Here is a 23,364-nt window from a genome sequence, read left to right on the forward strand (position 1 = left end):
GTGCCTGGTGTCGGGCGCGTCAGTTCGCGTCGAGCCAGGGCAGGTCGTGTCCCATCCGGTCCCGCTTGGTGCGCAGGTACCGCAGATTGTGCTCCCCGGTCTGTACGTGCACCGGCTCGCGCCGGGTCACCCGCAGGCCGTGGCTGACCAGGGCCTCGGTCTTGTCGGGGTTGTTGGTCATCAGCCGCAGGCTGCGTACGCCCAGGTCGGCGAGGATCTGGGCGCCCGCGGCGTAGTCGCGGGCGTCGGCTGGCAGGCCGAGTTCCAGGTTGGCGTCCAGGGTGTCGCGGCCGCGCTCCTGGAGCTCGTACGCGCGCAGCTTGGACAGCAGGCCGATGCCGCGTCCCTCGTGGCCGCGCAGATAGACGACCACGCCCCGGCCCTCGTCGGTGATCCGGTCCATGGAGGCCTGGAGCTGCGGTCCGCAGTCGCAGCGCAGCGAGTGGAAGACGTCGCCGGTCAGGCACTCGGAGTGCACCCGTACCAGGACGTCCTGGCCGTCGCCGATGTCGCCCTGGACGAGGGCGACGTGCTCGACGCCGTCGACGATGGAACGGTAGCCGTAGGCGGTGAACCGTCCGTGGGCCGTGGGCAGCTCGACCTCGGCCTCGCGGCGCACGGTCGGCTCGGCGGTGCGCCGGTAGGCGATCAGGTCCTCGATGGAGATGATCGTCAGGCCGTGCTTGCGGGCGAACGGGATCAGCTCGGGCAGCCGCAGCATCCGGCCGTCCTCGCCGGCGATCTCCACGATCGCCCCGGCGGGGCGCAGTCCGGCGAGCCGGGCCAGGTCGACGGCGGCCTCGGTGTGGCCGTTGCGAACCAGGACGCCGCCGGGCCTGGCGCGCAGCGGGAAGATGTGTCCGGGCCGGACGAAGTCGTCGGCGTCGGCCGTGCCGCCGGCCAGGAGCTGGAGGGTGGTGGCGCGGTCGGCCGCGGAGATGCCGGTGCTCACGCCGTGCGCGGCGGAGGCGTCGACCGAGACGGTGAAGGCGGTCTTCATCGACTCGGTGTTGTCCTGGACCATCTGCGGGAGCGCCAGCCGGTCCAGTTCCTCGCCCTCCATCGGGGCGCAGATCAGGCCGCGGCACTCGCTCATCATGAAGGCGACGACCTCGGGGGTGGCCTTCTCGGCGGCGATCACGAGGTCGCCCTCGTTCTCGCGGTCCTCGTCGTCCACGACGACGACCGGGCGTCCTGCCGCGATGTCGGCGATGGCCAGCTCGACGGGGTCGAGGGCGAGGTCCGCGGTGTCGGCGGTGTCCGCGGGGCCGTACCAGACGGGGGCGGTAGTCATACCAGTGCTCCTTCCAGGGCGGGCTCGGCCGCACGGGAGCGCAGCCACCAGTCGCGCATCCCCCACAGGACGAGGGCGAGGTAGATCACGTACACCAGGCCGGAGAAGGCCAGGCCGCTGCTGAAGGCGAGCGGGACGCCGACGAGGTCGACCAGGAGCCAGGCGAACCAGAACTCCACCAGGCCGCGGGCCTGGGCGACCATGGCGACCAGGGTGCCGACGAAGATGTAGGCGTCGGCCCAGGGGCTCCAGGACAGCGACGGGAAGGCGGTGAACAGGCCGCCCACCACAAGGGTGCCGAGGGCCGCTCCGGTCAGCAGCAGTCCGCGCTCGCGCCAGGAGGCGAAGCGGACGGCGACGGAGCCGTCCTGGGCCCGCTGCCGCCCCTGCTGCCACTGCCGCCAGCCCCACACGGCCACGCCGATCACCAGGAGCTGCTTGCCGACGCCGCCGGACAGCTGCGCGGAGGCGTACGCGGCGACCAGGATCAGCCCGGACAGCAGCTGTGCGGGCCAGGTCCATATCGAGCGCCGCCAGCCGAGCGCGAGCGCGGCCAGGCCGACGCTGTTGCCGATCATGTCGGACCAGATGACGTGCTGGCCGAAGACGGCGAAGGCCTCGGTGTTGAGGAAGTCGAAGGCGCTCATTCGGCGCGCTCCCCGGCTGGCGCCTCGGCTGACACCTCGGCCTGGGACCCGAGCAGCCGCTCGACGTACTTGGCGATGACGTCGACCTCGAGGTTGACCGGGTCGCCCGGCTGCTTGACGCCGAGGGTGGTCAGCGCGAGCGTGGTGGGGATCAGGCTGATCGTGAAGAAGTCCGGGCCCGCCTCGACGACGGTGAGGCTGACGCCGTCCACGGTGATGGAGCCCTTCTCCACGACGTAGCGGGAGAGCCCGGCGGGCAGCGAGACCTTGACGATCTCCCAGTGGTCGGACGGCTGGCGGTCCAGGACGGCGCCGGTGCCGTCCACGTGTCCCTGGACGATGTGGCCGCCGAGCCGGGCGCCGACGGCGGTCGGGCGCTCCAGGTTGACCCGCGAGCCGGTGGTGAGCGCGCCGAGGCTGGAGCGGTTCAGGGTCTCGGCCATCACGTCGGCCGTGAACTCCTCGCCCTCGCGGTCGACGACGGTGAGGCAGACGCCGTTGACGGCGATCGAGTCGCCGTGCTTCGCGTCCTCGGTGACGACGGGGCCGCGCAGGCGGAAGCGGGAGGAGTCGCCGAGGTTCTCGACGGCGGCGACCTCGCCCAGCTCTTCGACGATTCCGGTGAACACTTCAGTGCTCCTTCGAGGCGGGGGTGGCGGTATGGGCGGGACGGTCGGTACCGGCGGGCGTCGCGGGGACGGCGGTGACCCGGAGATCGGGGCCGATGCGTACGGTCTCGGTCACGTCGAGCCGCAACGCCTGGGTGATCGTGGTGACCCCGGCGTCGGCGAGCGCGGCCGGGCCCGCGCCGAGCAGGACCGGGGCGAGATAGCCGACGACCCGGTCGACGGCGCCCGCGGCGACGAACGCCCCGGCCAGCGTCGGTCCGCCCTCCAGAAGGACGGAGCGGACTCCTTCGTCGTACAGGGCGGCGAGGAGCGCGGGGATGTCCAGGCCGGTGGCGGCGCGCTTGACGCGGAGTACTTGCGGCAGGTGCGCGGTGGCCTCGGGGGCGAGGTCCGCGGCGACCGCGACGAGCGTGCGGGCGGCGTCGTCCAGGACGCGCGCGCCGGGCCGTACGGCGGTGGCGTTCGTGTCGACGACGACCCGCAGCGGCTGGGCCGCGGCGGCGTCCGGGCCTGCGGGGCCGCGTACCGCGAGGTGCGGGTCGTCGGTGCGGGCGGTGCCGGAGCCGACGAGGACGGCGTCCGCCTCGGCGCGCAGCCGGTGGACGTCGGCGCGCGCGTCGGCGGAGGTGATCCAGCGGCTGGTGCGGTCGGCGGCGGCGATCCGGCCGTCCAGGGTCGCGGCGTACTTCCAGGTGACGTACGGGCGGCCGGTGCGTACGGCGCTGAGCCAGGCGATGTTGCCCGCGGCGGCCTCGGCTTCGAGCAGCCCCGACGCCACGTCGACGCCCGCGGCGCGCAGGCGCTGGGCGCCGCCGGTCGCGGTGGGCGTGGGGTCGGCCACGGCGTAGACCACGCGGGCGATCCCGGCGTCGATCAGGGCCTGGGCGCAGGGGCCGGTGCGGCCGGTGTGGGCGCAGGGTTCGAGGGTGACCAGGGCGGTGCCGCCGCGGGCCAGGACGCCTGCCGCGCGCAGGGCGTGGACCTCGGCGTGCGGGCCGCCCGCGCGCTGGTGGTAGCCCTCGCCCACACGCTCGCCGGAGGCGTCGAGGATGACGCAGCCGACGACGGGGTTGGGGCTGGTCGAGCCGAGTCCGCGCGCGGCGAGCTCTATGGCGCGGCGCATGGCGGCGCGCTCCGCGTCGGGCGCTGCTGCGGTGGCCACCGGGTCCTCCTGCCTCGTCGGGCACGGACTCCGGGGCCTGTCGCTGAGGACAGAATGGACGAGCTGGCACCTCTCCCAGGCCGTACGGCCCAGGACGTACGACGCGCCGTTCAACGATCCGCCGACGAGGGCGGACCAACGGCGGCGTCCTACCGCGTTACCGCGGTGCCTGCTCGCCGCGCACTGCCTCCCATCCGGACTTTCACCGTCGGTCCAGGAATTTCACCTGGTCAACCGGCCACTGGATGCGGCCGGGTCGCGGACTGTAACCGCCGGTTCGGAATTACACCGACCCCGGAGTGCGCTGCTGTTGGTACAGGGTCAGTGTGCCACGGACGGGCGCTGTCCATGCGGGCGTTCATCTGTGGGCTGACTCACAGCGTGCTGAGTCCACGCCTTTGTTGCGGATTGGACCATACCTATTGACGCACTGGTCTAGTCCTTTTAACGTCTGCGTCACTCCGCGGAGTTGGCCCGGCTGGTGTGCGCACATCGGGGCCGTGCCCAGATTCGTTGTGTGACACCGACCCTCCTCGGGAGGAACCACCGTGCTGTCCCCCACACGCGCCAGAGCCACGGCGCTCGCCGCGGGTGCGGCGGTCGCCGGGATGCTGCTCAGCGGCCTCACCGCGACCACCGCACACGCCGCGGACACCGCGACGGACCACGCCTCATGCCGCCCCGACGGCCTCTATGCGACGCCGGGCGTCGACGTCCCGTACTGCACCGTCTACGACGCCGACGGCCGCGAGAAGATGGGCGCCGACCACCAGCGCCGCGTCATCGGCTACTTCACCGGCTGGCGGACCGGCGAGGACGGCACGCCCGCCTACCTGGCCAGCGACATCCCCTGGGACAAGATCACCCACATCAACTACGCCTTCGCGCACATCGACAGCGCGAACAAGCTCTCCGTGGGCTCGGACACCGCCGAGAACCCTGCGACCGGGATGACCTGGCCGGGCGTCGAGGGCGCGGAGATGGACCCCTCGCTCCCGTACCAGGGGCACTTCAACCTGCTGAACAAGTTCAAGAAGCAGAACCCCGACGTCAAGACCCTGGTCTCGGTGGGCGGTTGGGCCGAGACCGGCGGGCACTTCGACGACAACGGCGACCGGGTGGCCGACGGCGGCTTCTACAAGATGGCCACCAACGCCGACGGCTCGGTGAACCACGCGGGGATCGAGACCTTCGCCGACTCCGCGGTCGACTTCATCAAGAAGTACGGGTTCAACGGCGTCGACATCGACTACGAGTACGCCACGACCATGAAGGACGCGGGCAACCCGCTGGACTGGTCGATCTCCAACCCCCGGCGCGCGGGCCTGGTCAAGGGCTACGACGTGCTGATGAAGACGCTGCGCGAGAAGCTGGACCGGGCGGGCGCCGCCGACGGAAAGCACTACCTGCTCACCGTGGCCGCGCCGTCGTCCGGCTATCTGCTGCGCGGCATGGAGACGTACCAGATGCAGAAGTATCTGGACTACGTCAACATCATGTCGTACGACCTGCACGGCGCCTGGAACGAGTACGTCGGGCCGAACGCCTCGCTCTTCGACGACGGCAAGGACGCGGAGCTCGCCGCCGCCGGGGTGTACACCACGTCCCAGTACGGCGGCATCGGCTACCTCAACGCCGACTGGGCCGCGCACTACTTCCGCGGGTCGATGCCCGCGGGCCGCGTCAACATCGGACTGCCGTACTACACCCGCGGCTTCAAGAACGTGCAGGGCGGCACGGACGGGCTGTGGGGCAAGGCGGCCAGCACGGACTGCCCGGCCGGTTCCGGGCTCACCAAGTGCGGTGACGGCGCGTCCGGCATCGACAACCTGTGGCACGACAAGGACGAGAACGGGCAGGAGTCCCCCGCCGGCTCCAACCCGATGTGGCACGCCAAGAACCTGGAGAAGGGCATCGTCGGCGACTACGTCACCGACTACGGATTCCCGGCCGACACCACCCTGACCGGCGACTACGCGCGCAAGTACGACGCGACGCTGGTCGCGCCGTGGCTGTGGAACGCCGAGAAGAAGGTCTTCCTGTCCACCGAGGACGAGCAGTCGGTCGCCGCCAAGGCGGACTACGTCGTCGACAGCGGCCTCGGCGGCACCATGGTCTGGGAGCTGGCGGGCGACTACGGCTGGAACGCGGCCAAGGGCCAGTACGAGATGGGCGACACGCTCACCACGGCGATGTACGAGAAGTTCAAGTCGGCCGCGCCGTACGGCGCGCAGCGCGCCACGACCCCGATGCCGACCGAGGCGGTCGACATCGAGGTGGGCTTCGGGGACTTCCCGCTCGGCGACTCGAACTACCCGATCAGCCCCAAGCTGACGATCACCAACCACACGCAGACGACGCTGCCGGGCGGTACGGAGTTCCAGTTCGACTACGCCACGTCGGCCCCGGCCAACGCCAAGGACCAGTCCGGGTTCGGCACGGAGATCATCCGCAGTGACCACACCGGGGACAACGTCGGCGGCCTGAAGGGCGACTACCACCGCGTGTCGCTGAAGCTGCCCGGCTGGCAGTCCCTCGCGCCGGGTGACTCGGTGCAGCTCGACTTCGTCTACTACCTGCCGGTGTCGACGCCGTCGAACTGGACGGTCTCCTTCGGCGGCGACACCTACGCGCTCGCCGGTGACCTGGCGCGCGGCACGACCGTGGTCGAGCCGGGCGACGGAAACGGCGGGGGCGACGGTGGCGGAGACGGCGGAGGCGGGGGCGGCGAGTGCGCCGACCCGGCCTGGAACGCGACCGACGTGTACAACGGCGGCTCCGTCGTCTCGCACGGCGGGCACTCCTGGAAGGCCAAGTGGTGGACCCAGGGCGACGAGCCCGGCACCACGGGCGAGTGGGGTGTCTGGGAGGACCTCGGCGCGTGCTGACGGTCTGACCCGCTGAACCACCCGGCGGCGGTGTCGACGGCCCTTGCCCGCCGCCGGGTCGCCCTCTTCCGGCTGGCTGTGCCGCGCCGGACACGCCCTAGGCCCTGCCTCCCCCGACCTCTACGGGAGGACAGGGCCTAGGGCGTGTTCGGCGCCGCGAGCAGATCGTCCTGGGCCGCCTCGCGCGCGGCCAGCAGGGCGCCCCGCAGGACCGCGCCACCGCCCAGGGCTCCCGCCCGTACCTCGGTGGCCAGCGGCGTCAGCTCCGCCAGCCGGGCCGCGACCCGGTCCGCGAGCTCCGCGCCGCCCGCGCGGCCCACCGCACCGCCGAGCACCACACAGCCGGGGTCCAGGACGGCGACCACCGACGCCACGCCGACCGCCAGCCGGTCGGCCAGCGCGTCCAGGAAGCGCGCGCCGTCCGCCGCGGGCGCGGCCGCGGCCGCCGTCGCCACGGCCGCCGCCGCGTGCCGCTCGTACGGTGCGTCCCGGCCGTCCAGGCCCGTCGCCGCCAGCAGTCCGTGCCGCGCGGCCAGTTCGCAGACGGCCGCCGCCCCCGCCAGCGAGTGGAAACCTCCCTCGCACCCCGTCGCCGACGGCAGGCCGCCGGTGCCCGGCACCGGGAGGAAGCCGATCTCCCCGGTTCCGCCGGACGCCCCCCTGCGCAGCGTGCCGTCCAGCACGACGGCCGCGCCGACGCCCGCGCCCAGCCAGAGCAGCACGAAGGTCTCGCGGTCCGTCACCGCGCCGCGGCGCTGTTCGGCGACGGCGGCGAGATTGGTCTCGTTCTCCACCAGGACCGTCGCGGTAAGGCGCTGCCGCAGCGCGGCGACCAGGCGGCGGTGCCAGGCGGGGAGCCCGGTCGTGTCGCGGAGTTCGCCGGTCGCCGGGTCGATCAGCCCCGGAGCGCCGATGCCGACGCTGTGCAGCGACCGCGCCCCGGCCGTCGCGGCCGTGCGCTCCAGCAGGGCCACGGCCTGCTCGACGGCGGGCTCGGTCCCGGCGTCCTCGTCGATCGGCAGCGTCTCCTCGGCCAGGACGGCGCCGAGCAGGTCGGCCACGACGACGGAGACGCCGTCGGTGCGTACGTCGAGGGCGGCGAGGTGGGCGCGGTCCGCGACGATGCCGTACAGCCGCGCGTTCGGGCCGCGGCGCTCGGCGCCCGACTCGCCGACGACCGTGATCAGCCCGGCGTCCTGGAGGCGTTCCACGAGGTCGGCGACCGTGGGCCGGGACAGGCCGGTGAGCCGCTTCAGCTGGGTGGCCGTCAGCGGGCCCTCCCGCTGGAGGAGGCGGAAGGCGAGCCGGTCGTTGATGGCCCGTGCGGTGCTCGGTGATGCGGGCATGTCGACGATCTTTCCATCCTCCGCGGCCGCTGCGGGACGCCGGGTAGCGGCGGGGCGCGCCGAGCACCCCGTTTTCATCAGGCAGGGTTCCTGATAGTTTACGCGCGCTGGGGGAAGCCACCATGGGGAGGGCTGGCCGATGGGTCAGGGGCAGGGCCACATCACCGTTGACGGACAGCGGTCACCGCTGCGGCGGGCGCGGTACGCCGTGGCGGCGGTGTTCTGTGTGCACGGCGCGGTCACCGGGTCCTTCGCGACCCGCGTGCCGTGGATCCAGGAACACACCGGCGTGAGCGCGGGACAGCTCGGGCTCGCGCTGGCGTTTCCCGCGATCGGCGCGTCGGTGGCGATGCCGCTCGCGGGCGCGGTCAGCCACCGCTTCGGGGCGCGTGCCGCCCTGCGCGGGCTGCTCGCGCTGTGGACGATGGCGCTGGCGCTGCCGTCCCTGGCGCCGAATCTGCTGACGCTGTGCGCGCTGCTGTTCGTGTACGGGGCGACGGCGGGGATGTCCGATGTGGCGATGAACGCGCTCGGCGTCGAGATCGAGAACCGGATGGACCGCTCGATCATGTCGGGGCTGCACGGTATGTGGAGCGTGGGCGCGCTGGTCGGTTCGGCCGCGGGCATGCTCGCCGCGCACCTGGGGGCCGACGCGCGGCTGCACCATCTGCTCGCGGCGGGGGCGCTCACCTTCTTCGGCGTCGTGGCCTGTCAGGGCGTACTCGATCTCCGCGGGGACCCGGACGAGGCGCCGCCGCCGCGGTTCGCGCTGCCGCCGAAGTCGGCGCTGCTGATCGGCGCGGTCGGGTTCTGCGCGGTGTTCGCGGAGGGGGCGAGCCTGGACTGGTCGGCGGTGTATCTGCGGGATGTGCTGAACGGTTCGCCGGGGGCGGCGGCCGCGTCGACGACGGCGTTCGCGCTGACCATGGCGGTGGCCCGGCTGTGCGGGGACGCGGTGGTCGACCGGTTCGGCGCGGTGCGCACAGTGCGGGTCGGCGGGGTGTGCGCGACGGCGGGCGGGCTGCTGGTGGTGAGCGCGCCCACCGTGGCGCTCGCGCTGACCGGCTTCGCGTTCGTCGGACTGGGGGTCGCGGTGGTGGTGCCGCTGGCCTTCGCGGCGGCGGGGCGCAGCGGGGACAGTCCCAGCCGGGCCATCGCAGGGGTCGCCACGATCACGTACACCTCGGGCCTGATCGCCCCGTCGGCGATCGGCGCGGTGGCGGACGCCACGTCGCTGGTGGTGTCGTTCGCCCTGGTCACCACGCTGGCCTTCGGCCTCGTCGCCTGCGCGGGGGTACTGGGTGCGGCGGGACGGGGATCCGCACACCCCGACTAGCCCTCATGCCCCGGCCCGGGGGCACCGTCCCGGCGGTGCACAGGGCACCGCCCCGGCAGGCGCGCGGGGCGACACTCACGGGACTTCCGGGTAAGGATGCCGCGTGCGCCAGCTCTCCGCCGACACCCTGCTGCCCGTCAACCCCGCCCTCGCCGCCGCGCTCCTCGTGCTCCTGCTCGCCGCCGGCGCCGTGGCCGCGCTCTTCCGGCTGTCCCCCGACGGCTCCCGCCGTCGCACCCGCGAGATCCTGATCGCGGGTGTGCGCGCGGCCGCGCAGCTGGCCGCGGTCTCCCTGGTGATCGGCTGGGCCGTGCGCCACACCGCGGCCCTCGTCGGGTTCCTGCTGCTCATGCTCGCGGTCGCCACCCGCACGGCCGGGCGGCGTATCACCGCGAACCGCACATGGTGGTGGGCCGCCCTGCCGATCGTGGCGCCCGTGGCCCCGGTCGTCGCCGGGCTGGTGCTGGCCGGTCTGCTCACCGTGCCGGGCATCGCCATCGTCCCCGTGACCGGCATCCTGATCGGCGGCGCGCTCACCGCGACGGTGCTCGCAGGGCGTCGGGCGCTGGACGAGCTCACCCAGCGTCAGGGCGAGGTCGAGGCCGCCCTGGCGCTGGGCTTCCTGGAACGCGACGCCCGCCTGGAGATCTCCCGCGGGGCCGCGTCCGACGCGCTGCTTCCCGCGCTCGACCAGACCCGCACCGTCGGTCTCGTCACGCTGCCCGGCGCGTTCGTCGGCATGCTTCTGGGCGGGGCCTCACCCGTGGTCGCCGGCGCCGTTCAGGTGTTCGTCCTGATCGCGCTGCTGGCCGTCGAGGCACTCGCCATCGCGGTGACCGTCGAACTCGTCGCCCGCCGCAGGCTTCACCGCGACGCCTTGTCGTAGTCGGTGGTGCCGCCGTCCAGGAGGGGCGGCCGCCGGGTCCCGGCGGCTCGGGAGAGCCAGCGCAGCGCGTGGTAGCCGGTCAGCACGATCAGGGTGCCGAGCGCGATGCCGCTGAGCTGGAAGTCGTCGGTGAATTCCAGGGAGACGTCGCCGATGCCGATGATGACGCCGGCCGCCGCGGGCACGAGGTTCAGCGGCTGGGAGAAGTCGACCTTGTTACGGACCCAGATCTGCGCGCCGAGCAGGCCGATCATGCCGTACAGGATGACGGTGATGCCGCCGAGCACCCCACCGGGGATCGCGGCCACGGTCGCCCCGAATTTGGGGCACAGGCCGAACAGCAGGGCGAAGCCCGCGGCGGCCCAGTAGGCGGCGGTGGAGTAGACACGGGTGGCGGCCATGACGCCGATGTTCTCGGCGTAGGTGGTGGTGGCCGGTCCGCCCGCGGCCGTGGCCAGCACCGACGCGGTGCCGTCGGCCATGATCGCGGTGCCCATCTTGTCGTCCAGCGGATCGCCGGTCATCTCGCCGACCGCCTTGACGTGCCCGGCGTTCTCCGCGATCAGGGCCACCAGGACGGGCAGGGCGACCAGGATCGCGGAGGCGGAGAAGTTCGGGGCATGGAACGTGGGCAGGCCGATCCAGTCGGCGTCGGCCACGCCGGAGAAGTCGATCCGCCAGTGGTCGGTGACCTGGCCTGAACCGTCGGCTGAATGGATCTGCCCGAAGACCCGGTCCAGGGCCCAGGACAGCACGTAGCCGAAGAGCAGGCCGAGGAAGATCGCGATCCGGGACCAGAAACCGCGCAGCACCACCAGGGCCAGACCGGTGAACAGCATGGTGGCCAGCGCCGTCCACTGATCCTGCGGCCAGTAGGTGGCGGCGGTGACCGGGGCGAGGTTGAAGCCGATGAGCATGACCACCGCGCCGGTGACCGCCGGTGGCAGCACGGCGTGGATCGCCCGTGCGCCGAGGATGTGGATGGCGATGCCGCAACCGGCCAGGCACGCGCCGACCACCAGCATCGCCCCGGTGAGGGTGCCCGCGTCGCCGCCCTGGCCCGCGATGACCGCGGAGACCCCGACGAAGGACAGCGAGGAGCCCAGATAGGAGGGGACGCGGCCGCGGGTCATCAGCAGGAACAGGACCGTGGCCACACCGGACGCCATCAGGGCGAGGCTGGGGTCCAGGCCCATCAGGACCGGGGCGACGAAACACGCGCCGATCATCGACACGACGTGCTGCGCGCCGAGGCCGACGGTGCGGCCCCAGGTCAGGCGTTCGTCGGGCTTGACCACGTCGCCCGGCTTCAGGTGTTTACCGTCGCCGTGCAGCTTCCAGCCGACGCCCGCCATGTTCTCACTCCACGTTGCCGTGCCCTGTACGACTCAGGGCCGAAGTGATTAATAGTCGATCGGCCCGGCGTGGGACAAACCGGGCCGCCCCTGTCTCAGCCGCCGGTCGCCAGCTCGTAGGCGTAGTCGGGGGCGAAGCTGCCCGCCGCGCCGCGGCAGCCGTCCGCCTCGCCCGGCAGCTTGATCCACAGGTAGCCGTCGATCCGCGACTGGCCGGTGCTGAGGGTCGGGGGCTGGCCCAGCTTGCGGCCCGCGGGGTCGCACCAGGCGTTGTCGGCGGGCGGGCCGTTGCCGTTGCGGCTGGTGTCGATGACGGCGCCGAGTGAGGCGGGACCGCCCAGCGCGGAGAGCACCCGGCGGGCGTAGGCCGCCTCGTCGGCGGTGCGGTGGAAGTTGGAGACGTTGGTGTACACGCCGTCGGACGAGGCCGTCGACGCGGCGCCCGCCTGGCGCAGCAGCCCGGCCATCTTGGCCGCCGGGTGCCAGCCGGAGTGCCCCGCGTCGTAGTAGACCCTGGCCTTCGGGTTGGCGGCGTGCAGGGCGCGGCCCGCGCGGGCCAGCGAGGCGAACCGCGCCTGCCGCTGCCCGGCCGAGAGGCAGTCGGAGAGCGCGATCGCGTCCGGCTCGAGTATCACGATGACCTCGCCGGAGCCGAGCCCCGCGGCGAACCTCTCGATCCACCGGTCGTACGCGGCGAGGTCGGGCGCGCCGCCCTGGGACGCGCCGCCGCAGTCGCGGTCGGGGATCGCGTACGGCACCAGGACCGGCACCCGGCCGCCGGACGCCGAGGTGACCGCGCGCACCCGTGCGGTGATCACGTCCGGGTTGTACTCGGCGAACCACACCGCCGCGGGCCTGGCCGCTATCCGCTGCTCGATCAGCGGGCGTCGCGGGTCGCCGCGGTTCGCCCTGACCCAGTCGAGCACCTGCGACTGGCCGTGCCGGTAGAGCTTGCTGTCGGCGGGCCGGGCCGGTTCGGCGGGCTTGTCCGTCTTGGCGGGCGCGGTCTTGGCCGGGCCCGTCTTCTTGTCCTTCTTCTCCGGCGTCGGGGACGGCTGCTGGGTCTTCTCCGGCTTCGACGGGGACGCGGACGGCGACGGAGACGGCGATGGAGACGGCGATGTGGAGCGGGACGGTGTCGGGACCGCCGGCAGCGGTCTCAGGGTCGGTTTCCGGGTCTCCTCCGGCCGCGCCTCGTCCCGTTCACCGCCGCCTTGCACGGTCGACAGCACCCCCACCGCCGCCCCCACGGCGACCACGACCGACGCGGCCGCGGCCGTCGCCTGCCGCGCCGCCGCCCGGCGGCGTCCGACGCGTTCGCCCCTGCGCCGCGCGCGTGAGCCTGACACACCGCATCCCCCCGCACTGACGTGCCTGTCACCGGCCGTTCCCCCGTTTCGGGGAAGCTCGCGGCCTGGTGAACCCCGCGCCAGCTTACGACTGGGACGCTGAGCGCATGGCGCAGACCCTGCATTCCTCCGGGCCGCACACCCCCGCACCCCGGCACGGGAAGACGGCTCCGGCGGGGGCGTCCGACGTCGGTGCCCTGATCGCGCGGATGCGCGCGCTGGGCGCGTCCTGGCCCGCGGGCGACGGGGTGGCCGTCTTCCACCGTACGTATCTGACGGTGACCGAGGAGGCCGGGCGGCGACTCCGCTTCGGGGCGTGCCCAGACGCTCCCGCGGCGCTCGGCGTCCGGCTCGCCGAGCGCTACCTGGCCGCGGTCGACACGGTGGCCGACGGGCGGCGGCCCGCCGCGTGCTGGCGGCCGCTGTTTCAGCAGCGGCGGCATCCCGGCGTACGCCCGGTGCAGTTCGCGCTCGCGGGGATCAACGCGCACATCGGGCACGACCTGGCGCTCGCCGTGGTGGACGCCTGCCATACGCTCGGCTGCCGACCGGTCGACCTGGAAGACGAGTTCGACCGGGTCGGCGATCTCCTGACGGCGCTTGAGGAGCGCATCAGGGAGGACCTGACGCCGGGGCCCGACCTGCTGGAGGTCACCGATCCGCTGACCCATCTGGTCGGTGTGTGGAGCCTGGAGCGGGCCTGCTCGGCCGCCTGGTCGGCGGCGCGGGTGCTGTGGGGGCTGCGGGAACTCCCGGAGCTGGCCGAGGAGTTCAGGGTACGGCTGGACGACGGTGTCGGCCTGGTCGGCCGCTGCCTGCTGACACCCTGGCGCTGAGTCCCGCCGTACGCCCGCGGGAGGTGCGGCCGCTCCGGCGGGACCCGGTGGCCCCGCCGGAGCGGACCGGGATGCTCCTATGGATGTCAAGTGGTTTGAGGGGGACAGGACGTACTGCTGGGGTAGCAGGGCGTGGCACGTACCATTCGGAGTCGTTGAGGCCGTTTCTGCCTGTGCTTGTTCTTCTTGGAGTCACCATGCTGTTGCCCTGTCCGGAACTGCTGCCCGGCGAGGGCTTCACCCTGCGTCGGCACTGCTCCGCGGACCGGGAGGCGTTCGCGGCCTTCCTCACCGACCCCGAGGCCACCCGCTACATGGCCTTCACGGCAGAGCAGAAGACCACGCAGGGTGCGCAGGGCATGCTCGACTACGTGATCTCCGCCTACGGCTCTGATCACGAGGTTCTGTCCCTGACCATCGCGGACGCGGCGGACGACTCGTACCTGGGCTCGATCGGGGGCACTGCCACGGAAACGGAAGGGGTAGTGGAGATCTACTACACGGTCATCCCCGGCGAGCAGGGGCGTGGCCTGGCTACCGGCGCCGTACGGCTGCTGCTCGCGTATCTCTTCAAGCTTCCTGGTATCACCTCGGTTCGCGCGGACGTCACCACTGAGAACCAGCCGTCGCTGCGTGTGCTGGAGAAGCTGGGCTTCCAGGACCGCGGGCCAGTGGAGCGGAACGCCGGCGGCGGCGAGCTCGCCTACGACTCCCTCACCGGACGCCGGTACGTACTGGACGCTGACACCTACGAGGCGTGAGCCGCCGCCGACGCGGTTCGGCGGTCGAGGGATCGCATGAGGACGCGGTAGACCTCGCGGGCGATGTGGCGCTTGAGGCATCGCATGATGTCCTTCTTCGACAGCCCCTGCTGGGTGCGCCGTTCCACGTAGGTGCGGGTGCGTTCGTCCCAGCGCAGGCGGCAGAGCACGATGGTGTGCAGAGCGTGGTTGGCGGCCCGGTCCCCTCCCCGGTTGAGGCGGTGGCGGTCCCGGCGGCCTGAGGAGGCAGGTATCGGCGCGACACCGCACAGGTGGGCGAAGGCAGCCTCGGAGCGCAGCCGGTCGGGGTTGTCTCCGGCGGTGGCCAGCAGCTGCCCGGCCACGTCCGCGCCGACGCCCTGCAGGGCCAGCAGCTCGGGGGCGGCCTGGGCGGTGAGCGTCTTCAGTTCGGCCTCCAGCTCGTCGATCTCCTCGGTCAGGGTCAGGATCCGCCGGCCCAGCCGTCGCAGGGCAGCCTTGGCCGCGTGCAGCGGATCGGCGAGGTCGTCACCGGGCCGCAGCCGGGCACACGCCTTCGCCAGCTGGACGGCCGTCAGCCCGCGCAGCTGGGCGCGCAGGCTCTCGGGGGCGGTGACCAGCAGCTGCCGGGCCTGGTTGACCGCCTGGGTACGGGACTTGACCGCAGAGCGCCGCGGAACCCGCAGGGCTCGGACCGCTTCCACCACGCCGTTGCGGGTCTTGGGCGTCCCGCTCGCCCGGCCGGAGGCTACCGCCACAGCGGCGGCATAGGCGTCGATCGGGTCGGACTTCCCTTTCAGCCTGCGGGTCTTGCGGTCTGGGCGATCGACCTCGACCACCTTCAGGCCCGCCTGTCGCAGGACACGGGCCAGCTCGGCCCCATAGGCGCCGGTGCCCTCCACCCCGACCGCGGCCACCGTGCCCTGGGCCAGCAGCCAGGCCAGGAGCTTGCGGTATCCGGGGCCGGTGGCCTCGAACTCCCGGTCGGCCAGGTGACGGCCGAGGCGGTCGACTACGGCCGCGTGATGGGTCTCGCCGTGCGTGTCGATGCCGCCTGTGACTTCCACGGCCTGGTCCGTCATGCTGGTCACTGCCGTCCTCTCGCTGATCCCGGTGGGGCGGCACGCGCCGGTCGGGCGGGCGGACAGGACAGTGGCGGGGCGTTTTGACCAAGCTCCTATAAGGTCACGAACGCCCGTCCGGTCGCGTGCGAGGCGGCTCCTCCGAGCGGATCGACAAATCCCAAACAAGACAGTCGAAACGTCGGTCAGTCCGTGAGTCAGACCCACCGGAGAAGCGCGCCTCACATCCTCACTGTCAGTCCTCGGGCAGCTCGACCGGGGCGATCTCGTCGTAGCGGTCGCCGGGGCCGGGGTTGGCCGGGTCGGTGGCGCCGCCGAACTGGTGCATCACGCCCCACACGGCGTTGAGCGCGGTCTGCACGGCGCCCTCGGCCCAGCCCGCCGTCCAGGAGATGTCGTCGCCCGCGAGGAACAGGCCGCGCTTGTCCTCGGCCAGCCGGTCCTGCATGAAGTGGGTGAACAGACGCCGCTGGTAGCGGTAGTGGCCGGGCAGGTTGGCCTTGAACGCGCCCATGAAGTACGGCTCGTTCTCCCAGGACACGGTGACCGGGTTGCCGATGATGTGCCGCCGGATGTCGACCTTCGGGTAGATCTCGCCGAGCGACTTGAGCATGACCTCCATCCGCTCGTTCGCGGACAGCGGCAGCCACTTGAGGCTGTCGTCGCACCAGGTGTACGACAGGCAGATGACGGCGGGCTGGTCGGGGCCGTTGTCGAGCAGGTAGGTGCCCCGCGTCATCCGGTCGGTGAGGGTCATCGACATCACGTCACGACCGGTGTCCTCGTCCTTGTCCAGCCAGAACGGCCGGTCGACGGGCACGAAGAGCTTGGAGGACTCCATGTAGTGGGTGCGCTCGATCGCCGTCCAGTGGTCGATCGGGAAGAGCGAGTCATCGCACTCGATCTTGGACAGCAGCATCCAGGACTGGGCGGTGAAGATCGCCGCACGGTAGGTGCGGATGTCGCCGGAGGCGTCGGTGACGGTGATGCCGTTGCCCGCGGTGCGGTGCAGCCGGGTCACGGCCGGGCGCGGGTCGCCGTTCTCGTGCAGCGACTTCAGCGACGTACCCTGCGCCCAGTGCACGATCTTCTCGGGCTCGCGCTCCCAGAGCCGCAGCGGGAGCTGCTGGCTGCCGCCGACGATGCCGCGGTGGTGGTCGTCGGCCTCGGTGTAGACGACGCGCAGGATCTCCAGGATCGAGTTGGGGAAGTCGGTGTCCCAGCCGCCGGTGCCGAAGCCGACCTGGCCGAAGATCTCGCGGTGCCGGAAGGACTTGAAGGCCTCGGACTCGCAGAGGAAGCCGTAGAAGGTCTGGTTGTCGAGCTTCTCGACGAGCCTGGCCCAGATCTCCCGGATGCGGGGGACGTCGCGCTCGCGCAGGGCGCGGTTCATGTCGGAGAAGTCGGCGCCCTCCTCCAGGCAGGCGTTCCACGCGTGCATCACGTCGCGGTAGACCTGCGGCAGGTCGTCGACGGTCTCGGCGTAGTGCGACTCGCCCTTGAGGTCGACGACCGTGGACGGGGTGTCCGGGGCCAGCGGGTTGGGGAACGGCCGGGTCTTGAGGCCCACCAGGTCGATGTAGTGCTGGAGGGCGGTCGAGGACGGCGGGAAGCGCATCGCGCCCATCTCGGCGGTGAGCTCCCCGTCCTCGTCGGCGGCGGAGCAGCCGGGGAAGCCCACCGTGCGCAGGCGGCCGCCGATCTGGTCGGCCTCGTACACGACGGGCTTGAGGCCCATCTTCAGCAGCTCGTAGGCGGCCACGATGCCGGAGAGGCCGCCGCCGATGACCGCGACCTCGGCGCCGTGCTCGGTCGCGGGTATCTGGCCGAGGCCCGCCGGGTGCGCGAGGAAGTCGTCGTAGGCGTACGGGAAGTCCGGACCGAACATGGTGATCGGCGGCTGCGCGTCGGTGTGCTGGACAGCGGTGGGCACCGTGGACGTCATGGGGTACGGGCTCCTTGCGCGTGGGGAAGAGAAAAGGGAAGCGGGGGGCGTTGCTCAGACGAGGTCAAACAAGACCAGACAAGATCAGACGAGGTCAGACCAGGTCAGACGAGGGAGGTATACAGGCCTGGTCGGCGGTCACGGAGATACGGGTTCTCCGCCCGCGACGCCGCGAGGAACGTCGGGTCGACGTCTCCGGTCACCAGTTCCTCGCCGCGCCCCGCGCGGGCGCGGGCCGTGCCGTCGGGGCCGACCAGGGTGGAGAGCCCGGCGAACTCGAACGCGCCCTCGGGTCCGGTCCGGTTGGCGTAGGCGAGATACATCTGGTTCTCGAAGGCCCGGACCGGCAGCAGGGACTCGGCGACGATCTGGAAGGGGTGCATCAGCGCGGTGGGGACCAGAAGCAGGTCGGTGCCCGCCAGGGCGTGCGCCCGTACGTTCTCCGGGAACTCCACGTCGTAGCAGATCACGACGCCCACGGTCAGACCGCCCAACTCAGCCTGGACCACCGGCTGGTCGCCCGCGGTGAACTGCTCCGCCTCGAACTCGCCGAAGAGGTGGGTCTTGCGGTAGTTCACCAGGCGGACGCCGTCGGGGCCGACGAGCTGGGCCGAGTTGAAGACCTGCGCGCCGGACCGCTCCGGGTAGCCGTACGCGATCGCGATGCCGTGCCGCCGGGCGATGCCGGCGACCCGCTGGGCGGCCGGGCCGTCCGCCGGTTCGGCGAGCCGGTGCAGGTCGTCGCCGATCGCGTAGCCGGTCAGATACAGCTCGGGGCAGACCAGCAGCCCGGTGCCGCAGGCGGCCGCCCGGCCCGCCTGGGCGTCCAGCAGCTCCAGGTTCCGCGCCACGTCACCGGGGCGTCCGGAGCTCTGGAGCAGGGCGGTGCGCAGCGGCGGCATGGGCTTCCTCGGGCGGTACGGGAGGGGTGCGGGGGACGCTTTTGACGGTACGGCCCTCAGGCGCGCCCGGACAAGGCGCTACCGTTGCGCGGCACTGAGCGATCTGTTGCGTGTTGTCGACGCCCGGCGGCGATTCGTTGCGCACCCGGCGAGGCGGGGGACCGTACGTGCCCGGCCAGGGCCCCGTACGGCTACGCCACCGACCCCGAGGTGAAGCGCCTGAGCAGCGGCGACAGCACCAGGACCGACTTGGTGCGCTCCACGAACGGCTCACCCGCGATGCGTTCAAGGACTCGTTCAAAGTGGCGCATGTCGGAGGCGAAGACCTGGACGACGGCGTCCGCGTCCCCGGTGACGGTGGACGCGGACACCACTTCCGGATAGCGCTCGAGACCTCGGCGGATGTCGTCGGGCGCGGTGTTGTGGCGGCAGTAGATCTCGACGAACCCCTCGGTCTCCCAGCCGAGCGCCGCCGGGTCGACCCGGACCGTGAAGCCCGTGATGGCGCCTTCGGCGCGCAGCCGGTCGACCCGCCGCTTCACGGCGGGAGCCGAGAGCCCCACTTCGGCGCCGATGTCCGCGTAGGAGCGGCGGGCGTCTTCGGCGAGGGCGTGGACGATGCGTTCGTCGAGATCGTTCAGTCGCACTGCGGGTGGTTCACTTCTCTGCGATGGCCAGTCGGGAGCGGCGCATGCCGTATTGGAAGTAGAACACGAGCCCCACGATCATCCAGCCACCGAACCACACCCAGGTGACGAGCGGCAGGCTGAACATCATCCAGGCGCAGAACCCGAAGCCCAGGACGGGCGTCAGCGGGAACAGCGCCACCTTGAAGGTTCTCGGCATGTCGGGCCGCTGCCGGCGCAGAATGACGACCGCGACGTTGACCAGGGCGAACGCGAAGAGGGTGCCGATGCTGGTGGCGTTGGCCAGCTCGCCCAGCGGGATGGTCGCGGCGAGCACGCCGCAGAACAGGGCGACGATCACGACGTTGGCCCGCGGGGTGCCGGTGCGCTCGTCGACCTTGGCGAAGACCCTGGGCACCAGGCCGTCGCGGGACATCGCGAAGAGAATGCGGGTCTGGCCGTACAGCACGGCGAAGACGACGCTGGCGATGGCGATCACCGCGCCCGCGGCGAGCACCACGCCCCAGAAGCTGTGCCCGGTGACGTCCTTCATGATCTGGGCGAGCGCGGCCTCGGTGCCCTCGAAGTCCTCCCACGGCATGGCGCCGACGGCGACCAGCGCGACCAGGCAGTACAGCGCGGTGACGATCACCAGGGACAGCATGATCGCGCGCGGCAGGTCGCGCTTGGGGTTCTTGGCCTCCTCGCCGGCCGTGGAGGCCGCGTCGAAGCCGATGTAGGAGAAGAACAGCGTGGCCGCGGCGGCGCTGATGCCGGTGACGCCGAGCGGGGCGAGCGGGGTGTAGTTGCCGCCCTTGATGCCCAGGAAGCCGATCGCGCAGAAGAGCACCAGCGTCGCGATCTTGATCACGACCATGATCGTGTTGACCCGCGCGCTCTCCTTGGCGCCGCCCATCAGGAAGACCATGGCGAGCAGGACGACGACGAGCGCCGGAAGGTTGATGAAGCCGCCCTCGCCGAGCGGCGCGGACACCGTCTCGGGGATGGTGACGCCGATGGTTCCGTCAAGCAGCTCGTTGAGGTACTCGCCCCAGCCGACCGCGACGGCCGCGACCGACACCCCGTACTCCAGGATCAGGCACCAGCCGCAGACCCAGGCGATCAGCTCGCCCATGGTCGCGTACGAGTACGAGTACGAGGAGCCGGAGACCGGCACGGAACCGGCCAGCTCCGCGTAGGAGAGCGCCGAGAACAGGGCGGTCAGACCGGCGATGACGAAGGAGATCGCCACGGCCGGACCGGCCAGCGGCGTCGCCTCGCCGAGGACGACGAAGATGCCGGTGCCGAGGGTGGCGCCGATGCTGATCATGGTCAGCTGCCACATGGTGAGCGAACGCCGCAGCGTGCCGCCCTCGCCCTGACCGCCCTCGGCGACCAGCACGTCGACTGGCTTGCGGCGCATCAGCCGGGCCCCGAGTCCGGGGGGTCGTACGGCCGTGGGGGGTGCCGAGCCTTGGTCCAACACTGGGGGACGCTCCTTGTCGTGCTGCGGGTCGAGCGGCGGTCGACCACGACGGGCCCGCGGCAGGGCAGGGGGAACGCACCTGTGGCAGGGACCGCCGAGCAGGCGGTCGCCGCCACTCCACGTACAGCGGTTGAGCCTATGAGCTGGGCGTTCCCGTACGTAATGCACCAACCTTGCGCATCAGTGCATGATCATTGCGCGCAAGCCGTACAGATGGGGTTTTGTTGCGCCCTGCCGTTATGACTCGCACAAAAGGCCCGTCCGCGCCGCCTGCGGGACGGGTGCGCGCGCGGGTGTGGAACGCGTCACGGCCCCGACCGTACGAGGACGGTCGGGGCCGTGACAGGCGGGCGGGGAGCCGGAGCCGGGCGGTCAGCTCCAGCTGGCGTGCAGCGGCTTGCCCTCCGCGTAACCGGCGGCGGACTGCACACCGACGACGGCGCGCTCGGCGAACTCCTCCAGCGATCCGGCGCCCGCGTAGGTGCAGGAGGAGCGGACGCCCGCGATGATCGAGTCGATCAGGTCCTCGACGCCCGGACGGGTCGGGTCGAGGAACATCCGCGAGGTGGAGATGCCCTCCTCGAACAGCGCCTTGCGGGCGCGGTCGTAGGCGGACTCGTCGGAGGTGCGGTTGCGCACGGCACGCGCCGACGCCATGCCGAACGACTCCTTGTACAGCCGCCCGTCGGCGGACTGCTGGAGGTCGCCGGGCGACTCGTAGGTGCCCGCGAACCACGACCCGATCATGACGTTGGAGGCGCCGGCGGCCAGTGCCATGGCGACGTCACGCGGGTGGCGGACCCCGCCGTCGGCCCATACGTGCTTGCCGTACTTCCTGGCCTCGGCGGCGCACTCCAACACGGCCGAGAACTGCGGCCGCCCCACGCCGGTCATCATCCGGGTGGTGCACATGGCGCCGGGGCCGACGCCGACCTTGACGATGTCGGCGCCCGCCTCGATCAGGTCCCGGACGCCCTCGGCGGCGACGATGTTGCCCGCGACGATCGGCACCCGCGGGTCCAGCGCCCGTACGGCCTTCACGGCGGAGATCATCGACTCCTGGTGGCCGTGCGCGGTGTCCACGACCAGGGTGTCCACCCCGGCGTCGATGAGCTGCTTGGCCTTGCCCGCGACGTCGCCGTTGATCCCGACGGCCGCGGCGATCCGGAGCTTGCCCTGCGCGTCGACGGCGGGCTGGTACAGGGTCGCGCGCAGAGCGCCCTTACGGGTCAGGATGCCGACGAGACGGCCGTCCCGGTCGACGGCGGGCGCGACCTTGCGGTGTCCCGCGTCCAGCTGGGTGAAGGCCTCACGCGGGTCGATCTCGGCGTCGATGAGCAGCAGCTCCTTCGACATGACCTCGGAGAGCTGGGTGAAGCGGTCGACCCCGGTCAGGTCCGACTCGGTGACCACGCCGACCGGCCGGTGGTCGTCGTCCACGACGACACCGGCGCCGTGCGCCCGCTTGGGCAGCAGCGACAGCGCGTCGGCGACGGTCTGCGTCGGGGCCAGGATGATCGGGGTGTCCAGGACGAGGTGCCGGGTCTTGACCCAGCTGATGACCTCGGTCACGACCTCGATCGGAATGTCCTGCGGAATGACGACCAGACCGCCCCTGCGGGCGACGGTCTCCGCCATCCGGCGACCGGCGATCGCGGTCATGTTCGCCACGACCAGCGGAATCGTGGTGCCCGTGCCGTCCGGCGCGGCGAGGTCCACACCCTGCCGGGAACCGACGGCGGAGCGGCTCGGCACCATGAAGACATCGTCGTACGTCAGGTCGTAGGGGACGGGAGAGGACTCCACGGGGCGCCCGGTACCTGGCTCAAGGAAACGCATAAGTCTCACATTTTCACGCGAAACGGCGCAGGTCACTCCCACAGAGACACAGCGAAACGCCCCCGCGATCGTGTGATCCTCCAGGGAGGTACGGGGGCTCGTGCAGGACAGTGGGCCTGCCTTACGTCAAAAGGTTACCCGAGCGCGGACCGGCCGACGAGCGCACACGTCACGCGGGGTCCCGGTCCAGCGTGAGCACCACGGAAAGTCGCGTATCGGCGGTACTCCAGTAGTCCACCGCGTCGGCGAACACCTCTTGGGCGATGCCCCACTCCCGTGGCTGCGCACAGGCGTAACCGCGCCAGCCCGACACCACCACGAGCCGCCCGCCCGTGGCCGGTGCCCAGGACAGGTCGCCGAGGCAGTCCGCGAGCGCGTCCCAGTTGCGTCCGAACCACGCGGGCAGCGCCAGGTCGCGGGCGCAGCACGCCATGAAGGCGTCTTTGTCGCGCGCGCCGTCGAGGTCGAGTACGGCGGTGTGCCAGCCCATGGCGCGCGCGGCGGCCAGCACCGGGGCGAGGGGGGCCGCCGGGGGCGGCGCGGCAGCGTCGGTCATCGCAGAACCGCCTTGAACGAGGTGTAGTGGTCGTGCGTGTAGTACGTCTCTCCGCCGTCGCCGGTGACCAGCCGTCGCGCGCCGCGGGTGCGCTCCCCCGGTGTGCGCACGGTGTACTCGCGGTAGTAGCCGCGTTGCTGACGGGGCAGCAGCCGCTCGAAGTTGCCGAAGACCGTGCCGTCCTTGTCGTACGGGAAGGGCCCGCCCGCGTCGATCAGGCGCAGCGTCTCGCGTGCCTCGGGCGGCAGCTCGGCGGCGCGGACGGTGGCCATGCCCGCGGCCCAGTCCGGTGTCGCGGAGGCCGACGGCCCGCCCGTCGTACCGGTGCCGGCCGGCGTGGCGCAGCCGCCGAGCAGCAGCGCGGCGGCGGACAGCAGAGCGAGCAGGAACACGAGCGGACGGCGGCGGGGCCGTCCCTGACGAGGCCGGTGCGGCATGCCGCAGATGCTGCCACACAGAC

20 protein-coding genes and 1 riboswitch are annotated in these 23,364 nt (G+C 72.0%); of the genes, 5 read left to right on the forward strand and 15 right to left on the reverse strand.

From position 1 onward, the window contains the following. Positions 1–19: 19 nt before the first annotated feature. Genes ACX6XY_RS23845 through ribD form a run of 4 tightly spaced genes read right to left on the reverse strand, consistent with a single transcriptional unit; the run spans position 20 to position 3,693 of the window. Positions 20–1,294 carry a bifunctional 3,4-dihydroxy-2-butanone-4-phosphate synthase/GTP cyclohydrolase II gene (locus ACX6XY_RS23845; protein WP_460334389.1) on the reverse strand — a complete coding sequence of 425 codons (1,275 nt, stop codon included), beginning with the start codon at positions 1,292–1,294 and terminating at the stop codon, positions 20–22. Then, the gene (locus ACX6XY_RS23850; RefSeq protein WP_460334391.1) at positions 1,291–1,941 is read right to left on the reverse strand and encodes a nicotinamide mononucleotide transporter family protein; all 651 of its coding nucleotides are present in this window, start codon (positions 1,939–1,941) and stop codon (positions 1,291–1,293) included. The genes ACX6XY_RS23845 and ACX6XY_RS23850 overlap by 4 nt, the downstream gene beginning before the upstream one ends. Continuing rightward, positions 1,938–2,570, reverse strand: coding sequence for a riboflavin synthase (locus tag ACX6XY_RS23855; RefSeq protein WP_460334394.1), 633 nt, complete (start codon positions 2,568–2,570; stop codon positions 1,938–1,940). The genes ACX6XY_RS23850 and ACX6XY_RS23855 overlap by 4 nt, the downstream gene beginning before the upstream one ends. A 1-nt stretch (position 2,571) precedes the next feature. Beyond that, entirely contained in the window at positions 2,572–3,693 is a 1,122-nt protein-coding gene (gene ribD / locus ACX6XY_RS23860; RefSeq protein ID WP_460334457.1) for a bifunctional diaminohydroxyphosphoribosylaminopyrimidine deaminase/5-amino-6-(5-phosphoribosylamino)uracil reductase RibD, read from the reverse strand. Between the two features lie 215 nt (positions 3,694–3,908). Continuing rightward, positions 3,909–4,039, reverse strand: a riboswitch (FMN riboswitch). Between the two features lie 241 nt (positions 4,040–4,280). Here ribD and ACX6XY_RS23865 point away from each other — a divergent pair. Continuing rightward, positions 4,281–6,620, forward strand: coding sequence for a chitinase C-terminal domain-containing protein (locus ACX6XY_RS23865; RefSeq protein ID WP_460334396.1), 2,340 nt, complete (start codon positions 4,281–4,283; stop codon positions 6,618–6,620). A 137-nt stretch (positions 6,621–6,757) separates the two neighbouring features. Here the strand turns inward: ACX6XY_RS23865 and ACX6XY_RS23870 are convergent, their stop codons facing one another. After that, on the reverse strand, positions 6,758–7,966 hold the full coding sequence (locus tag ACX6XY_RS23870) for an ROK family transcriptional regulator (RefSeq protein WP_460334399.1): 1,209 nt from the start codon (positions 7,964–7,966) through the stop codon (positions 6,758–6,760). Between the two features lie 139 nt (positions 7,967–8,105). On the opposite strand from ACX6XY_RS23870, the gene ACX6XY_RS23875 reads away from it, so the two are divergent. Next, complete coding sequence (locus ACX6XY_RS23875; RefSeq protein ID WP_460334402.1) at positions 8,106–9,302, forward strand: MFS transporter; 1,197 nt, start codon at positions 8,106–8,108, stop codon at positions 9,300–9,302. Positions 9,303–9,405: 103 nt separating this feature from the next. Then, positions 9,406–10,188, forward strand: a complete 783-nt coding sequence (locus ACX6XY_RS23880) for an ABC transporter permease (protein WP_460334405.1) — start codon at positions 9,406–9,408, stop codon at positions 10,186–10,188. On the opposite strand, the gene ACX6XY_RS23885 is transcribed toward ACX6XY_RS23880, so the two are convergent. Together ACX6XY_RS23885 and ACX6XY_RS23890 are read right to left on the reverse strand one after the other, a co-directional pair. Further along, a complete protein-coding gene (locus tag ACX6XY_RS23885; RefSeq protein WP_460334408.1) occupies positions 10,167–11,543 on the reverse strand; it encodes a uracil-xanthine permease family protein in 1,377 nt (458 codons plus the stop codon). The genes ACX6XY_RS23880 and ACX6XY_RS23885 overlap by 22 nt on opposite strands. A gap of 95 nt (positions 11,544–11,638) precedes the next feature. Further along, positions 11,639–12,892 carry a glycoside hydrolase family 6 protein gene (locus ACX6XY_RS23890; RefSeq protein WP_460334411.1) on the reverse strand — a complete coding sequence of 418 codons (1,254 nt, stop codon included), beginning with the start codon at positions 12,890–12,892 and terminating at the stop codon, positions 11,639–11,641. Positions 12,893–12,999: 107 nt separating this feature from the next. On the opposite strand from ACX6XY_RS23890, the gene ACX6XY_RS23895 reads away from it, so the two are divergent. Together ACX6XY_RS23895 and ACX6XY_RS23900 are read left to right on the forward strand one after the other, a co-directional pair. Further along, complete coding sequence (locus ACX6XY_RS23895) at positions 13,000–13,728, forward strand: DUF5995 family protein (RefSeq protein ID WP_460334414.1); 729 nt, start codon at positions 13,000–13,002, stop codon at positions 13,726–13,728. 197 nt (positions 13,729–13,925) lie between these two features. Then, complete coding sequence (locus tag ACX6XY_RS23900) at positions 13,926–14,489, forward strand: GNAT family N-acetyltransferase (RefSeq protein ID WP_460334417.1); 564 nt, start codon at positions 13,926–13,928, stop codon at positions 14,487–14,489. Here ACX6XY_RS23900 and ACX6XY_RS23905 read toward each other — a convergent pair. The 8 genes from ACX6XY_RS23905 to ACX6XY_RS23940 all read right to left on the reverse strand — a co-directional run bounded on the left by ACX6XY_RS23905 (position 14,477) and on the right by ACX6XY_RS23940 (position 23,341). Beyond that, entirely contained in the window at positions 14,477–15,550 is a 1,074-nt protein-coding gene (locus ACX6XY_RS23905) for an IS110 family RNA-guided transposase (RefSeq protein WP_460334460.1), read from the reverse strand. The two genes, ACX6XY_RS23900 and ACX6XY_RS23905, sit on opposite strands and share 13 nt — an antisense overlap. A 235-nt stretch (positions 15,551–15,785) precedes the next feature. Further along, entirely contained in the window at positions 15,786–17,495 is a 1,710-nt protein-coding gene (locus tag ACX6XY_RS23910) for a flavin monoamine oxidase family protein (protein WP_460334420.1), read from the reverse strand. 104 nt (positions 17,496–17,599) lie between these two features. After that, positions 17,600–18,397, reverse strand: coding sequence for a carbon-nitrogen hydrolase family protein (locus ACX6XY_RS23915; RefSeq protein ID WP_460334423.1), 798 nt, complete (start codon positions 18,395–18,397; stop codon positions 17,600–17,602). Between the two features lie 191 nt (positions 18,398–18,588). Next, the gene (locus ACX6XY_RS23920) at positions 18,589–19,044 is read right to left on the reverse strand and encodes an Lrp/AsnC family transcriptional regulator (protein WP_156721454.1); all 456 of its coding nucleotides are present in this window, start codon (positions 19,042–19,044) and stop codon (positions 18,589–18,591) included. A 10-nt stretch (positions 19,045–19,054) separates the two neighbouring features. Further along, positions 19,055–20,509, reverse strand: coding sequence for an amino acid permease (locus ACX6XY_RS23925; RefSeq protein WP_460334426.1), 1,455 nt, complete (start codon positions 20,507–20,509; stop codon positions 19,055–19,057). Between the two features lie 372 nt (positions 20,510–20,881). Then, positions 20,882–22,348 carry a GuaB1 family IMP dehydrogenase-related protein gene (locus ACX6XY_RS23930; protein WP_460334429.1) on the reverse strand — a complete coding sequence of 489 codons (1,467 nt, stop codon included), beginning with the start codon at positions 22,346–22,348 and terminating at the stop codon, positions 20,882–20,884. 169 nt (positions 22,349–22,517) lie between these two features. After that, positions 22,518–22,904 (reverse strand): barstar family protein, encoded by a 387-nt coding sequence (locus tag ACX6XY_RS23935; protein WP_460334432.1) that lies wholly within the window; start codon positions 22,902–22,904, stop codon positions 22,518–22,520. Further along, on the reverse strand, positions 22,901–23,341 hold the full coding sequence (locus tag ACX6XY_RS23940; protein WP_460334435.1) for a guanyl-specific ribonuclease: 441 nt from the start codon (positions 23,339–23,341) through the stop codon (positions 22,901–22,903). The genes ACX6XY_RS23935 and ACX6XY_RS23940 overlap by 4 nt, the downstream gene beginning before the upstream one ends. Positions 23,342–23,364: the final 23 nt, after the last annotated feature.

The organism is Streptomyces sp. O3 (assembly GCF_054788135.1).